Annotated in this window: 10 protein-coding genes; 6 read left to right on the top strand and 4 right to left on the bottom strand. The window is 70.8% G+C overall.

The window, feature by feature from the left end:
• Nucleotides 1-33 precede the first annotated feature (33 nt).
• Entirely contained in the window at nt 34-696 is a 663-nt protein-coding gene (locus tag ACFQ7Q_RS23250) for a TetR/AcrR family transcriptional regulator (RefSeq protein ID WP_383558392.1), read from the bottom strand.
• Between the two features lie 204 nt (nt 697-900).
• Here ACFQ7Q_RS23250 and ACFQ7Q_RS23245 point away from each other — a divergent pair, with 204 nt between their 5' ends.
• From ACFQ7Q_RS23245 to ACFQ7Q_RS23220, 6 genes are all read left to right on the top strand, one after another.
• Entirely contained in the window at nt 901-1,869 is a 969-nt protein-coding gene (locus ACFQ7Q_RS23245) for a glycoside hydrolase family 3 protein (protein WP_383558391.1), read from the top strand.
• Nucleotides 1,857-2,639, top strand: a complete 783-nt coding sequence (locus ACFQ7Q_RS23240) for a glycoside hydrolase family 3 C-terminal domain-containing protein (RefSeq protein ID WP_383558389.1) — start codon at nt 1,857-1,859, stop codon at nt 2,637-2,639. Before ACFQ7Q_RS23245 ends, ACFQ7Q_RS23240 begins: the two co-directional genes overlap by 13 nt.
• A 107-nt stretch (nt 2,640-2,746) precedes the next feature.
• A complete protein-coding gene (locus ACFQ7Q_RS23235; RefSeq protein ID WP_383558387.1) occupies nt 2,747-3,412 on the top strand; it encodes a spermidine synthase in 666 nt (221 codons plus the stop codon).
• Between the two features lie 59 nt (nt 3,413-3,471).
• Nucleotides 3,472-4,209, top strand: coding sequence for a response regulator transcription factor (locus tag ACFQ7Q_RS23230; protein WP_137993380.1), 738 nt, complete (start codon nt 3,472-3,474; stop codon nt 4,207-4,209).
• Nucleotides 4,206-5,303, top strand: coding sequence for an ATP-binding protein (locus ACFQ7Q_RS23225; RefSeq protein WP_383558386.1), 1,098 nt, complete (start codon nt 4,206-4,208; stop codon nt 5,301-5,303). Before ACFQ7Q_RS23230 ends, ACFQ7Q_RS23225 begins: the two co-directional genes overlap by 4 nt.
• A 301-nt stretch (nt 5,304-5,604) precedes the next feature.
• Nucleotides 5,605-9,384: a multifunctional oxoglutarate decarboxylase/oxoglutarate dehydrogenase thiamine pyrophosphate-binding subunit/dihydrolipoyllysine-residue succinyltransferase subunit gene (locus ACFQ7Q_RS23220; protein WP_383558384.1), complete on the top strand. Its 3,780-nt coding sequence runs from the start codon at nt 5,605-5,607 to the stop codon at nt 9,382-9,384.
• A 69-nt stretch (nt 9,385-9,453) separates the two neighbouring features.
• Here ACFQ7Q_RS23220 and fxsT read toward each other — a convergent pair whose 3' ends face one another.
• The 3 genes from fxsT to ACFQ7Q_RS23205 form a co-directional block, all read right to left on the bottom strand.
• Nucleotides 9,454-12,480, bottom strand: a complete 3,027-nt coding sequence (fxsT, locus tag ACFQ7Q_RS23215; RefSeq protein ID WP_383558382.1) for an FxSxx-COOH system tetratricopeptide repeat protein — start codon at nt 12,478-12,480, stop codon at nt 9,454-9,456.
• Nucleotides 12,481-12,538: 58 nt separating this feature from the next.
• The gene (locus ACFQ7Q_RS23210) at nt 12,539-13,819 is read right to left on the bottom strand and encodes an HEXXH motif domain-containing protein (RefSeq protein ID WP_383558379.1); all 1,281 of its coding nucleotides are present in this window, start codon (nt 13,817-13,819) and stop codon (nt 12,539-12,541) included.
• 75 nt (nt 13,820-13,894) lie between these two features.
• On the bottom strand, nt 13,895-14,116 hold the full coding sequence (locus tag ACFQ7Q_RS23205) for a hypothetical protein (RefSeq protein ID WP_383558376.1): 222 nt from the start codon (nt 14,114-14,116) through the stop codon (nt 13,895-13,897).
• Nucleotides 14,117-14,121 lie beyond the last annotated feature (5 nt).

Here is a 14,121-nt window from a genome sequence, read left to right as displayed (position 1 = left end):
ACGGCGGGCGATCCGCTCGCGAGGGCGGCGGCCTCAGCCCGTCGCCCCCGGCAGCCCCTCGCCCGTCGTCGAGAGCTCCCTCAACTGCCGGTCGAGGAAGACCCGTACACGCGCGGGCATGTCCATCGAGGCCGGATCCAGGGCCCATTGCACCTGCAGGCCGTCCATCACGGCGAGTTGCTCCTGCCCCACGGCCCGGCAGTCGATGCCCGCCTTCAGCTCCCCCCGCCGCACCGCGGCCTCCAGGAGGTCGACGGTGTGCCCGAGCACGCGCTCGTAGCGTTCCTTGAAGTACCGGTGCGCGGGGTGGCCGACGTTGCCGGACTCGCCGACCAGGACGTTGAACATCCGCACGATGCCGGGGCGGCGGGTGTTGTCCTCGACGAGACCGACGACGGTCTCCAGGTAGGCGGCGTACGACTCCGGCTCGTCGGCGAAGAGCCGCTCGACGTCGTGCTGCTCGCTCTGGGCGAGGACGGAGAGCAGGAGGTCCTCCTTGCTGCGGAAGTGGTGCAGCAGGCCGCCCTGGGTGATCCCGCAGTCGTTCGCGATCCGCGCGAGCGAGGAGGCGTGGAAGCCCCACTGCCCGAAGTGCTCGACGGCGGTGTCCAGGATCTTCAGGCGGCGCGCGTCCCCTACCGCGTAGCTGCCCCTGCCTGCGGTTCTGCGGGGCGTTCGACCCTTGTTCTCCGGCATGGGAACCACCTTAAGGCGTGCCCGAATCACCCCCTTTCGCCTGTGATCCAGGACACATCGAAGAAACCTAGTGGTCACTCGGTTTTCACCTCTAGCCTGAGGGCGCCCAGGCCGACTCCGCTGCCGCCCGTGATCGACGGAGCCCTGTCGGCGCGGTCGCCGTCCCGTCCGTCCGCTCGGTCGAGCACCCCAAGGAGCCCCGACATGCACCCGTACCAGGACGCCACCCGCCCCGTCGCCGAGCGCGTCGAGGACCTGCTCTCCCGGATGACCCTGGAGGAGAAGGCCGGCCAGCTCTTCCACTCCATGCTGATGATGAACGCGGACGGCACCCCGGTGACCGAGACGGACGGCTCGATGCTGCCGTTCACCACCCCGGAGCTCGTCGAGGACCGTCACCTCAGCCACTTCAACCTCCTCGGCACCTACGGCGCCCGCGAGATGGCCCTCTGGCACAACGCGGTCCAGGAGATGGCGGCGAACACCCGGCTCGGCATCCCGGTCTCGCTCTCCACCGACCCCCGTCACGCCTTCACGGACAACGTCGGCGCCTCCTTCAACGCCGGCGCGTTCTCCGCCTGGCCCGAAGCGCTGGGGCTCGCCGCGATCGGCGACCCGGAGCTGGTGTTCCACTTCGCCGACACCGTCCGCCGCGAGTACCTCGCGGTCGGCTTCCGTACGGCTCTCCACCCGCAGATCGACCTCGCCACCGAGCCGCGCTGGGCCCGCCAGACCGGCACCTTCGGCTCCGACGCCAAGCTGACCGGCGAACTCGTCCAGGCGTACGTCCGGGGTCTCCAGGGCGAGGAGCTGGGTCCGGACTCGGTGGCCGCCATGGTCAAGCACTTCCCGGGCGGCGGGCCGCAGAAGGACGGCGAGGACCCCCACTTCCCGCACGGCAAGGAGCAGATCTACCCGGGCGGGATGCGCGACCACCACCTGGAGCCCTTCAAGGCCGCGATAGCCGCCGGCTGTTCGCAGATGATGCCGTACTACGGCCAGCCGATCGGCACCGACTGGGAAGAGGTCGGCTTCGGCTTCAACAAGGGCGTGGTCACCGGGCTGCTGCGGGAGGAGCTGGGCTTCACCGGGATCGTCTGCACCGACTGGGGCCTGCTGACGGACTCGGTGATCTTCGGCGAGCCGCACGAGGCGCGGGCGTGGAGCACCTGAGCGTCGCCGAGCGGACGGCGAAGTCGCTGGAGGCGGGCGCGGACCAGTTCGGCGGCGAGCAGAGTCCCGAGGTGATCGTGGAGCTGGTGGACTCGGGCCGGATCCCCGAGGAGCGGATCGACGAGTCCGTACGACGGCTGCTGCGCGAGAAGTTCGTGCTCGGGCTCTTCGACGAGCGCCGGTACGTCGACCCGGACGAGGCGGCCGAGACGGTCGGCCGCGCCGACTTCAAGGCGGCGGGCGCGGCGGCCCAGCGCCGCTCGCTCACGGTCCTGACCGACGGACCGCTGCCGCTCCCGGGACGCCCGAAGCTGTACGTGGAGAACGTCGACGCGACCGTCGCCGCGGAGTACGGCGACGTCGTGACCGCCCCGGCCGAGGCGGACCTCGCCGTGCTGCGGCTGCGCACCCCGTACGAGGAGCGCCCGAACCGCTTCGAGTCCTTCTTCCACTCCGGCTCGCTCGCCTTCGAGGAGCCGGAACTGGCCCGGATCCTCTCGCTGCTCGCGACGGTTCCGACGGTGGTCTGCGTCAACCTGGAGCGGCCCGCCGTCCTCCCCGAGATCGCCGAGCACGCGGCGGCGCTGATCGCCGACTACGGCGCGAGCGACGAGGCGCTGCTCGACGTGGCGTTCGGCCGGGCGAAGGCGGAGGGCAGACTCCCCTTCGAACTCCCGCGCTCGATGGCCGCGGTGGCCGCGGCCCGCCCCGACGTCCCGAACGACACGGTGGATCCCGTCTTCCCGCACGGGCACGGCCTGTCGCTGTAGCCCGAGGACCGCGGCAACGCCCTGCTCCCGTTATCGGTTTGTCCGGGCCGTCCCGGCCCGCGAGGATGGCCGGGACAACCGTCCGACGAGACCGGGAGTGAGCGAACATGTCCAACCCCGTCACCCTCGACCGGCGCGAGGGACCGTACGGCGAGGTCGTGCTCCGCCGACGCGAGGAGCACTACGAGATCATCGCCAACGGCACCTTCCTGATGGACACCTCCGACGGACGTTCGGAGCGGCTGCTCGTCGACGCGGCGATGGACGCCCTCGGCGGACGCGCCGCCGCATCCGTGCTGATCGGCGGCCTCGGCGTCGGCTTCTCGCTCGCCCATGCCTCCGCCGACCCCCGCTGGGGCCGGATCGCGGTCGTCGAGCGCGAACAGGCGATCATCGACTGGCACCGCGAAGGGCCGCTGGCCTCGATCTCCGGCCGGGCGCTGGCCGATCCGCGGAACGTGATCCTGCACACGGACCTGATCGAGTACGTCCACACCTCCACGGACACCTTCGACGCCCTCTGTCTGGACATCGACAACGGACCCGACTGGACCGTCACCGAGGGCAACCAAAGCCTGTACTCCGCCGAGGGGTTGGCGGCCTGCGCGGACCGGCTCAACCCGGGTGGCATCCTCGCCGTGTGGTCCGCCCAGCCCTCCGCCGATTTCGAAGCCTCCTTGCGGAATGCCGGATTCAGCGGGGTACGGACGGAAGAGATCCCCGTTGCCCGGGGCGTCCCTGACGTGGTGCACCTCGCCGTCCGGCCTGGATAGCCTGGACACTCCCGGTGCCTCTAGGCTGCTGGCCGACACCAGCGATGCGAGGCGGGGCAATGGAGCAGACACACACCACTCATCACGGTGCGGCGCCCACTCCGGGCGCGCAGCGGCGAGTGCTGGTCGTCGAGGACGACACGACCATCGTGGATGCGATCTCCGCGCGGCTGCGGGCAGAGGGTTTCCTCGTCCAGACGGCGACGGACGGCCCGGCCGCGGTCGACGCGGCCGAGGCGTGGCAGCCGGACCTGATGGTGCTCGACGTGATGCTGCCGGGCTTCGACGGCCTGGAGGTGTGCCGCCGGGTCCAGGCCCAGCGACCGGTCCCGGTCCTGATGCTCACGGCACGGGACGACGAGACGGACATGCTGGTCGGCCTCGGCGTCGGCGCCGACGACTACATGACCAAGCCGTTCTCGATGCGTGAGCTGGCCGCCCGGGTGCACGTACTGCTGCGCCGGGTGGAACGGGCCGCGCTGGCCGCCGTGACCCCGCGCAGCGGGATCCTGCGGCTCGGCGAGCTCGAGATCGACCACGCGCAGCGACGGGTCCGTGTCAGGGCCGAGGACGTGCACCTGACGCCGACCGAGTTCGACCTGCTGGTCTGCCTGGCGAACACACCGCGCGCGGTCCTCTCCCGCGAGCAGCTGCTCGCGGAGGTCTGGGACTGGGCGGACGCCTCGGGCACCCGGACGGTGGACAGCCACATCAAGGCGCTGCGCCGGAAGATCGGGGCGGAGCGGATCCGTACCGTCCATGGCGTCGGATACGCGCTGGAGACCCCGGCGCCATGAGCCGACGGGGGCCGCGCCCCGAGCGCCGCGGCAGGCGCCGGATCCTGATCTCGATCAAGACCAAGCTGGGAACACTGGTCGTCGGGGCGGTCCTGCTCACCTCGGGCCTGGCCCTGGTGGCGATACGCACCTCCACGGAGTTCCGCTACATCACGATCTTCGCGATGATCGCGACCCTCCTGATCACCCAGTTCGTGGCGCAGTCCCTGACGGCGCCGCTGGACGAGATGACCACGGTGGCCGGGTCGATCTCACGCGGCGACTTCAGCCGGCGCGTGCGCGGCGCGGACCGCCGTGACGAGCTGGGCGACCTCGCCTCGACGATCAACCGCATGGCGGACGACCTGGAGGCCGTCGACCGGCACCGCAAGGAGCTGGTCGCCAATGTCTCGCACGAGTTGCGCACCCCCATCGCCGCGCTCCGCGCGGTCCTGGAGAACGTGGTGGACGGGGTCTCCGAAGCCGATCCGGAGACGATGCGGACAGCGCTGAAACAATCCGAACGGCTCGGCCGACTGGTCGAGACCCTGCTCGACCTGTCACGTCTTGACAACGGTGTCGTCACGCTCAAGGCACGACGATTCGAGGTCTGGCCGTACCTCTCGGGAGTGCTCAGGGAGGCCAATCTGGCCGCGTCCCAGCGCGGCCTCTCCTCCACGTCCGGGCTGCACAACCGCACGGACGTCCATCTGCACCTCGACGTCTCGCCGCCCGAGCTGACCGCGCACGCGGACGCCGAGCGGCTGCACCAGGTGATGGCGAACCTCATCGACAACGCGGTGAAGCACTCGCCGCCGCACGGCCGCGTGACCGTACGGGCCAGGCGCGGCCCATGGCCGGACTCGCTGGCGCTGGAGGTCGAGGACGAGGGCCCCGGCATCCCCGAGGCGCTGCGGCACACGGTCTTCGAGCGGTTCAACCGTGGCCAGGTGCCGGCTCAGACCGGTCCGAGCAGCGACGGCGGCACCGGACTCGGGCTCGCGATCGCCCGCTGGGCGGTGGATCTGCACGGCGGGGAGATCGGAGTGGCCGAATCGTCACGCGGCTGCCGGATCCAGGTCACTCTTCCGGGAAGCCTTCCGGCGCGGGATTGACGTAGGGTCGAACTGGAAGCGCACGTTCTGCGTGTAGATGGGTAGGACCGGACAGGACCTGGCCGACACACGATCAGGACGTGATCAGGGTTGTCCCCCGGAGCGGATGGCAGCCCGACTCTCGCCTACCCGCGAGAGGGCAGAACTACGCTTGTTTCCCGCCATTCCCAGCTCTGAAACACTGCGTCAAGTGTGACTTGCGCGACGTTGGAGCGCCCGGCCTGCACCTCTCGGCCAGGGAGGCGTAGCCTTTATTTCCGCTGTCCATCACCTTGTGAAGCGGAAGAGGGCGGTTACCGCCGTGTCGTCTCAGTCCCCCAGTAACTCGAGTACCTCCACCGACCAAGACGGGCAGGGTCAGAACCCTGCGACCGCCTTTGGTGCCAATGAGTGGCTCGTCGACGAGATCTACCAGCAGTACCTCCAGGACCCGAATTCGGTCGATCGTGCCTGGTGGGACTTCTTCGCCGACTACAAGCCCGGCACGACGGAGACTCCCGCCGTCGCGCCGCAGGTGAGCCCCGCACAGGCTGCACCTGCCGCGCCCGCCGCCCCGGCGCCCGTGAAGGCCGCTCCGGCCCCGGCCGCCGCTCCGGCGCCCGTGAAGGCCGCCCCGGCCCCGGCACCGGCGAAGCCCGCCGCCGCCGCTCCGGCGCCCGCCAAGGCCGCGCCCGCCGCCAAGGCCCCCGCGGCCCCGGCCACCGAGGCGCCCGTCGGTCCCGAGCTGATCACGCTGCGCGGCCCCGCCGCCGCCGTCGCGAAGAACATGAACGCCTCGCTGGAGGTGCCGACGGCCACGTCCGTCCGCGCCGTCCCGGTGAAGCTGCTCTTCGACAACCGGATCGTGATCAACAACCACCTGAAGCGCGCCCGGGGCGGGAAGATCTCCTTCACGCACCTCATCGGCTACGCGATGGTGCAGGCGATCAAGGCCATGCCGTCGATGAACTACTCCTTCGCGGAGAAGGACGGCAAGCCGACGCTGGTCAAGCCGGACCACGTGAACTTCGGTCTCGCGATCGACCTGGTGAAGCCGAACGGCGACCGCCAGCTCGTCGTCGCCGGCATCAAGAAGGCCGAGACGCTGAACTTCTTCGAGTTCTGGCAGGCCTACGAGGACATCGTCAAGCGCGCCCGCGTCGGCAAGCTGACGATGGAGGACTTCACCGGCGTCACGGTCTCGCTGACCAACCCCGGCGGCCTCGGCACCGTCCACTCCGTGCCGCGTCTGATGCCCGGACAGTCCGTGATCATGGGCGTCGGCTCGATGGACTACCCGGCCGAGTTCCAGGGCACCTCCCAGGACACCCTGAACAAGCTGGGCATCTCCAAGGTCATGACCCTGACCTCGACGTACGACCACCGGGTCATCCAGGGTGCCGCCTCCGGCGAGTTCCTGCGGGTCGTCGCCAACTACCTCCTCGGCGAGGAGGGCTTCTACGACGACATCTTCAAGGCGCTGCGGATCCCCTACGAGCCGGTCCGCTGGCTCAAGGACATCGACGCCTCGCACGACGACGACGTCACCAAGGCCGCCCGTGTCTTCGAGCTGATCCACTCCTACCGGGTCCGCGGCCACGTCATGGCCGACACCGACCCGCTGGAGTACCGCCAGCGCAAGCACCCCGACCTGGACATCACCGAGCACGGCCTCACCCTGTGGGACCTGGAGCGCGAGTTCGCGGTCGGCGGCTTCGCCGGCAAGTCGATGATGAAGCTCCGCGACATCCTCGGCGTGCTGCGCGACTCGTACTGCCGCACCACCGGCGTCGAGTTCATGCACATCCAGGACCCGAAGCAGCGCAAGTGGATCCAGGACCGTGTGGAGCGCTCGCACTCCAAGCCGGAGCGCGAGGAGCAGCTGCGGATCCTGCGCCGGCTGAACGCGGCCGAGGCGTTCGAGACCTTCCTGCAGACCAAGTACGTCGGTCAGAAGCGGTTCTCCCTGGAGGGCGGCGAGTCCGTCATCCCGCTGCTCGACGCGGTCATCGACTCCGCCGCCGAGTCCCGCCTGGACGAGGTCGTCATCGGCATGGCCCACCGCGGCCGTCTGAACGTCCTCGCCAACATCGTGGGCAAGTCGTACGCGCAGATCTTCCGGGAGTTCGAGGGCAACCTCGACCCGAAGTCGATGCACGGCTCCGGCGACGTGAAGTACCACCTGGGCGCCGAGGGCACCTTCACCGGCCTGGACGGCGAGCAGATCAAGGTCTCGCTCGCCGCCAACCCCTCGCACCTGGAGGCGGTCGACCCGGTCCTGGAGGGTGTCGTCCGCGCCAAGCAGGACGTCATCAACAAGGGCGGCACGGACTTCACCGTCCTCCCCGTCGCCCTGCACGGTGACGCGGCCTTCGCCGGCCAGGGTGTCGTCGCCGAGACGCTGAACATGTCGCAGCTGCGCGGCTACCGCACCGGCGGCACGGTCCACATCGTCATCAACAACCAGGTCGGCTTCACCGCCGCCCCGGAGTCCTCGCGTTCCTCGATGTACGCGACCGACGTGGCCCGCATGATCGAGGCGCCGATCTTCCACGTGAACGGCGACGACCCGGAGGCCGTGGTCCGCGTCGCGCGGCTCGCCTTCGAGTTCCGCCAGACGTTCAACAAGGACGTCGTGATCGACCTCATCTGCTACCGCCGCCGCGGTCACAACGAGGGCGACAACCCGCAGTTCACCAACCCGCAGATGTACAACCTGATCGACAAGAAGCGTTCGGTGCGCAAGCTGTACACCGAGTCGCTGATCGGTCGCGGCGACATCACGCTGGAAGAGGCGGAGCAGGCGCTCCAGGACTTCCAGGGCCAGCTGGAGAAGGTCTTCGCGGAGGTCCGCGAGGCCACCTCGGCGCCGGCCCCGGCGCACGTCCCGGACGCCCAGCCGGAGTTCCCGGTCGCCGTCACCACCGCGGTCTCCCAGGAGGTCGTGAAGCGGATCGCCGAGTCGCAGGTCAACATCCCGGAGCGGATCACGGTCCACCCGCGTCTGATGCCGCAGATGCAGCGCCGCGCGGCCTCCATCGACGACGGCACCATCGACTGGGGCTTCGGCGAGACCCTCGCCATCGGCTCGCTGCTGATGGAGGGCACCCCGGTCCGGCTGTCCGGCCAGGACTCCCGCCGCGGCACCTTCGGCCAGCGCCACGCGGTCCTGGTGGACCAGGAGACCGGCGAGGACTACACCCCGCTGCTCTACCTGGCCGAGGACCAGGCCCACTACAACGTCTACGACTCGCTGCTCAGCGAGTACGCGGCGATGGGCTTCGAGTACGGCTACTCGCTGGCCCGCCCGGACTCCCTGGTCGTCTGGGAGGCCCAGTTCGGTGACTTCGTCAACGGCGCGCAGACCGTCGTCGACGAGTTCATCTCCTCGGCCGAGCAGAAGTGGGGCCAGACCTCCGGCGTCACGCTGCTCCTGCCGCACGGCTACGAGGGCCAGGGCCCGGACCACTCGTCCGCGCGCCCGGAGCGCTTCCTCCAGATGTGCGCGCAGGACAACATGACGATCGCCATGCCGACCCTGCCGTCGAACTACTTCCACCTGCTGCGCTGGCAGGTCCACAACCCGCACCACAAGCCGCTGATCGTCTTCACCCCGAAGTCGATGCTGCGTCTGAAGGCCGCGGCGTCCAAGGTGGAGGAGTTCACCACCGGCGGCTTCCGCCCGGTGATCGGCGACGGCTCGGTCAACCCGGCCGACGTCCGCAAGGTCGTCTTCTGCGCCGGCAAGGTCTACTACGACCTGGAGGCCGAGCGGCAGAAGCGCGGTGTCACGGACACGGCGATCATCCGTCTGGAGCGCCTGTACCCGCTGCCGGGTGCCGAGCTCCAGGCCGAGATCGCCAAGTACCCGAACGCCGAGAAGTACCTGTGGGCGCAGGAGGAGCCGGCGAACCAGGGTGCGTGGCCGTTCATCGCGCTGAACCTGATCGACCACCTGGACCTGGCGGTCGGCGCCGACATCCCGCACGGCGAGCGCCTGCGCCGGATCTCGCGTCCGCACTCCTCGTCCCCGGCGGTCGGCTCGGCCAAGCGCCACCAGGCCGAGCAGCAGCAGCTGGTCAACGAGGTCTTCGACGCCTGACCCGCTGTACCGGTACGCACGGAGGCCCGGCACCCTGCGAGGGGTGCCGGGCCTCCGGCGTGTCCGGGGTCAGCCGAGGTTGGCCTCGAAGTCCCAGTAGGGGCGGTTGCGCTGGCGCGCCGACAGGGTGTGCGGATGCTGCGCACCCAGGGTCCTGGTGAGGGTGAGCAGCGCGTCCTCCTCCAGCTTCCCCGCCTCCTCGACCTCGCGGAGCCCCCGCAGGTCGGTGGCGAGCGCCACCTGGCAGGAGAGGGTGAGCGGGTGTTCGTTGCCGAGCGTGTGCCGGGCGCGGCGCAGGGTCTCCCGGCTCAGTTCGGCGGCGTCGGCGACCCGTCCGTTGAAGTTGCGGGCGGCCGTCGCGTTGAGGGCGCAGCCGAGGGCCCAGGGGTGGTCGGGGCCGAGGGAGGCGGTCAGACCGGCGAGCGCGCCCTCCAGCATGGCCAGGGCGTCGGCGCGTTCGCCGGAGGCCTGCATGACGAGCGCGGTGTTGGCGAGGACGCCGGTGGCGACGGGGTGGGCGGGGCCGAGGAGCGTGCGGTAGCCGGCCTCCGCCTCGTTGCTGAGCTCCCTGGCGTGGTCGAGGTCGCCGTGCTCGCGCAGGTAGTTGGCGTAGTTGTTGATGGAGGAGAGGGTGGAGTAGTGGGTGCGGCCGTGCACCTGCTCCTGCTGTTCGAGCAGGCTGGCCATGGTGGCTCCGAGATCCTGCTGGAAGCCGCCTTCGCGCCGGCGGCACAGCGCGAGCTGTGCGCGGGCGTAGAGGGTCTGCAGGTGCTGGGGCCCGAGGACCTGGACGTGCACCCGGACGTTGGCCTCCTGGCGGGCCAGTGCCTCCCGGTAGTTGCCGAGCAGGCGCAGGTCCTGGGCGACGGCGTTGCTGGAGTTGAGGGTGTGGGCGTGCCGGGTGCGGAGCACGTTCTCGCTGCGGGCCAGCGATGCGACGTCCTGGTCGTACGCCTCCCGGTAGCGGCCGAGCATCCGCAGGACGACGCCGAGGTTGTGCCCGGCGACGAGGGTGAGGAACTCGGTCTCGCCGAGGAGCCGCTGTGCCTCGGTGTACGCCTCGCGCTGGATCCGTTCGGACTCCTGGTACTGCCCGAGGAAGCGCAGGTCGCTGGCGATGGAGACGGCGGACCGCAGCGAGCCCAGCTCGTCCCTGGTCTCGGCGGCGCTGAGGCGGTCGCGGACGGCGATGTCGAGTTCGTACGCGTCCCGGAACCGGCCGAAGGCCCGCAGGATGTAGCTCTCCTGGATGGTGAGCTCCAGCATCTCGGGGCTGACCGGGTCCATGAACGTCGACCAGTTGTCCCGGATCTTCTCCGCCAGGCGGATTCCGGCCCGGAACTCGGCGCTGCGGAAGCAGTAGCGCAGGCAGTTGAGCACGGCGGTCTGGACGCGTGGGTTCCGGCTGGCGAGGGCGCCGGACGGCTCCAGGTGAGGCAGGAGTTCGGCGTACCGGGGCCAGTGCCGGCTGTCCATCGGGTTGCCGGGGTCGGCCTCGGCGAGGAGGGTGCGGACGGCCTTGCGGTGGGCCTCGCGGTGTTCGCCGTCGGTGAGCCGGGCGACGATGTCGTGGACGAGCCGGTGCATGTGCACGGACTCCTGGTGCGGCCCCACCTCGACGCTGGTGACCGGGCCGCGTGACTCGCGGCTGAGCACCGAGTAGTTGACCAGGGTGTCCAGGGCGCGGGTCCAGGCGGGCAGGTCGGTGACCATCCAGCGGAGGTCCTCGGGAAGGTCCGCCTGGGGGTAGGCGCGGACGATGCCGAGGGGGATGCGGCCGGGGGCGAAGGAGGCGCACAGGCTGAGCACGTCGATGGCCTGCGGCTGGGCGCGTCGGAGCCGGTTGATCAGTATCGACCAGGAGGTGAGCGAGGCGTTGGGGAAGCCGTCGCTCGACGGCTCGTCCACGGTGGAGAGCCGCCCGTCGCGGACCATGCGCAGATACTCGGGCACTTCCATGCCGGACTCGCCGAGCCAGGCCGCGGCCTGGACGAGCGGCAGGGGCACGTCGCCGAACTCGGCGGCGACCTCGTCGGCCTCGGGTGCCGAGATGTGCGGGGCGCGGCGCATGAGATAGCCGGTGGACTCGGCGCGGTCGAAGCTCGGCACTTCGAGGATGTCGGTGTGGTCGCCCCAGCCGCGGTTGCGGGAGGTGATGAGCACATGGCCGGGGCCCTGCGGGAGCAGCACGTTGGCGCCGTCCGTGTCGTCCCAGCCGTCGAAGATGATCAGCCAGCGGCCGTGCGGGTCGCCTCGGCGCAGGGCCTCGCGGACGGCGCGGATGCGTTCACCGGGTTCGTTGCCACTGGACAGGCGCAGCTCGACGGCGAGCTCGCCGAAGCGGTCGCGTTGGATGTTGCGGTCGTCGGAGTTGACCCACCAGATGACGTCGTAGTCGGGGCTGAACCGGTGGGCGTACTCGGCGGCGATCTGGGTCTTGCCGATGCCGGACATGCCGAGCAGGGTGCACGCGGCGCTGCCGCGCTCGGCGTCCATCAGCCGTTCCTGGAGCTCGGTGAGCAGGTCGTCGCGGCCGGTGAAGCGGGGGTTGCGGCGCGGGACCTCGCCCCAGATGTCGGGCGGCGTCTCGGGGTAGCGCACCAGCGACCCGGGCGGGACGCGGCGGCCCGCCGAGCGGCGCGGTTCGATGCCGAGCCTGCTGAGCAGCCGCGCTTCGGCCTCCTCCTCGCCGACGCCCCAGAGGCTGACCGGTTCGAGGACGGCGGTGGCCGGGAGGAGCGTGCGGTTGGTCAGGTTGACGGCGGCGAACCGTTCGGCGTTGGCGGCGACGAAGCCGCGCAGCACGTCGTTCCATTCGCCGGCGGCGCGGGGGCCGAGCTGGAAGAACCAGTCGTCGAGGACGAGCAGGACCTGCCCTCGGGCGAGCAGCAGGTCGCCGAGGGAGTCCTCCAGCGCCGACTCGCGCGGGGGGTCCCAGCGCAGGGCCGTGGTGCGCACCCCGTGGGCTTCGAGGCGTTGGCCGATCCAGGCCGACCACGGGCGGTGGTATCCGGGGAAGACCACGAGGACATGCTGAGGCGCGGCCCTTCCTCCGTACTCCGCCGCTGCGCCGCCACCCGACCGCTGTTCCGCCATCTGTACGTCTCCCGTCCCGCTGCCGCGCAACGCAGTGTCATGCGCCCTTGGCACAGTGTTACCCAGCCGCCCTCGGGGCCGCGCCCAGGCTCGCGTGGTGCAGCCTCATTTGATGGACGAACTCCCGCCCCTCACTGGTCAGTTCATCTGATTCAAGCAGGATCGCCAGAGCCTCATCCACCTGATCGTGGAAACGGTCGAACTGCTGCCCCGCGCTGGTCCGCCAGGGTGTGGGCACCCCCTCGGCCGTGGCCGCGCGCCGCCACAGATCGGTCAGCGCCAGATGGGCGTACGCGCCGTGGAGCACGCCCGCGATGGGCCTCGGATCGGAGCGCCAGCCGACCCGGTGCACGGCGGCCCGTCCCGGCAGGTACAGCGGTACGAGCTCGTGCAGCGTGGCCAGTTTGCTGTGGTGGACCTCGTGGACCAGGGTCTCGGCCATGTCCTGCGCCCCGGAGGGCAGGGAGGTCAACACGGCGCCGGGAGCGACGCTCAGCGTGGCCCCCGAGGAGCCCGGGCCATGGGGGACGAGCGGCACGAGCGCGCGGACCGAGCGGCGCACCTCCGTCGCCCTGGCGGGGTCGGTGCGCTCCAGGAGGTCCTGCGCGGATCGCCAACAGGCGGACCAGGCGGCCCGGTCGGTCACGGCGTGGTCCGATCCCGCACGGGCCGGGCTGCCGATACCGCCGGGCGGCACTCGGTAGGGGTCGAGGTCGTCGAGGCGGGCGGCCGAGCCGCTCAGGACCCGCAGCCCGGTCCAGCCGGGCCCCCAGCCGGTCAGCGCGCCGGTCCGCCGGTCGGCGAGCACCAGGACGACGGGCGCTCGATGCGTCCGGCCCTCGGAGTGGACCCGTACGGCGCGGGACCGGGCCCGGATGCGTACGCGCCCGGCACCTCTCGCCCGCAGCCTTCCGACTCCCGGCAGCGAGAGGGATCCGCCCGGGGCGTCGACGGTGACGTCGAGGGGCGAGCCGGACCGCAGGGCGGCCGTGACGGCGAGGATGTCGAGCCGGGCGAGATGCCGGTCGAGGCCCGGTCCGAGCGGCTCCATGAGCGCGGTGGCCAGCCAGGTGCCGGTCGTCGGGTAGTCGATCAGGTCGCGGACCACACCGGGGTGACGGCCTTCGACGCGCTCCAGCAGCCGCCAGGACTCGGTGAAGCGCTGGAACGCGGCCGGGTCCACGGCCTCGCGGTGCCGGTGGACCCGCACGGACAGGGCCTTGAGCAGCAGCAGCCTCCGGGTGTGCAGGGTCGAGCGCAGCAGGGAGGTGCTACGGGTCGCGGAGCGGGTGCGGGCCAGCTCCGCGATCGCCGCGGCATGCGGCGGGGCGAGGGTCATCCTCGCCTCCCCGGCCGGACAGCGGACGCTCGTCCGCTTCTGACCGGAAACAGGTGGTGGAGACGGCCTGGACGGTCAATGACCGCCGCCCGATGTGCAGTTGTCGACGAGGGCGCCCTCGTTCCAGGACTCGGCGAGATCCCGGGGCTGCCACAGGACCCGCTCGACGGCCACCGCCAGTTCCGGATCGTCCATGAAGCGCAGTGTCCGCAGGTCGACGGCGGTGAGATCGGGCAGGTGCGGCGGGCGGCCCTCACCCTGGTCGACCCCGGCAACCCACTCCATGTGCTCCAACACGCTCG

Source organism: Streptomyces sp. NPDC056527, assembly GCF_042794475.1.
Classification (GTDB): Bacteria; Actinomycetota; Actinomycetes; order Streptomycetales; family Streptomycetaceae; genus Streptomyces.
The sequence above is the reverse complement of the archived record's forward strand: the minus strand, read 5'-3'. Positions and strand labels throughout refer to the sequence as shown.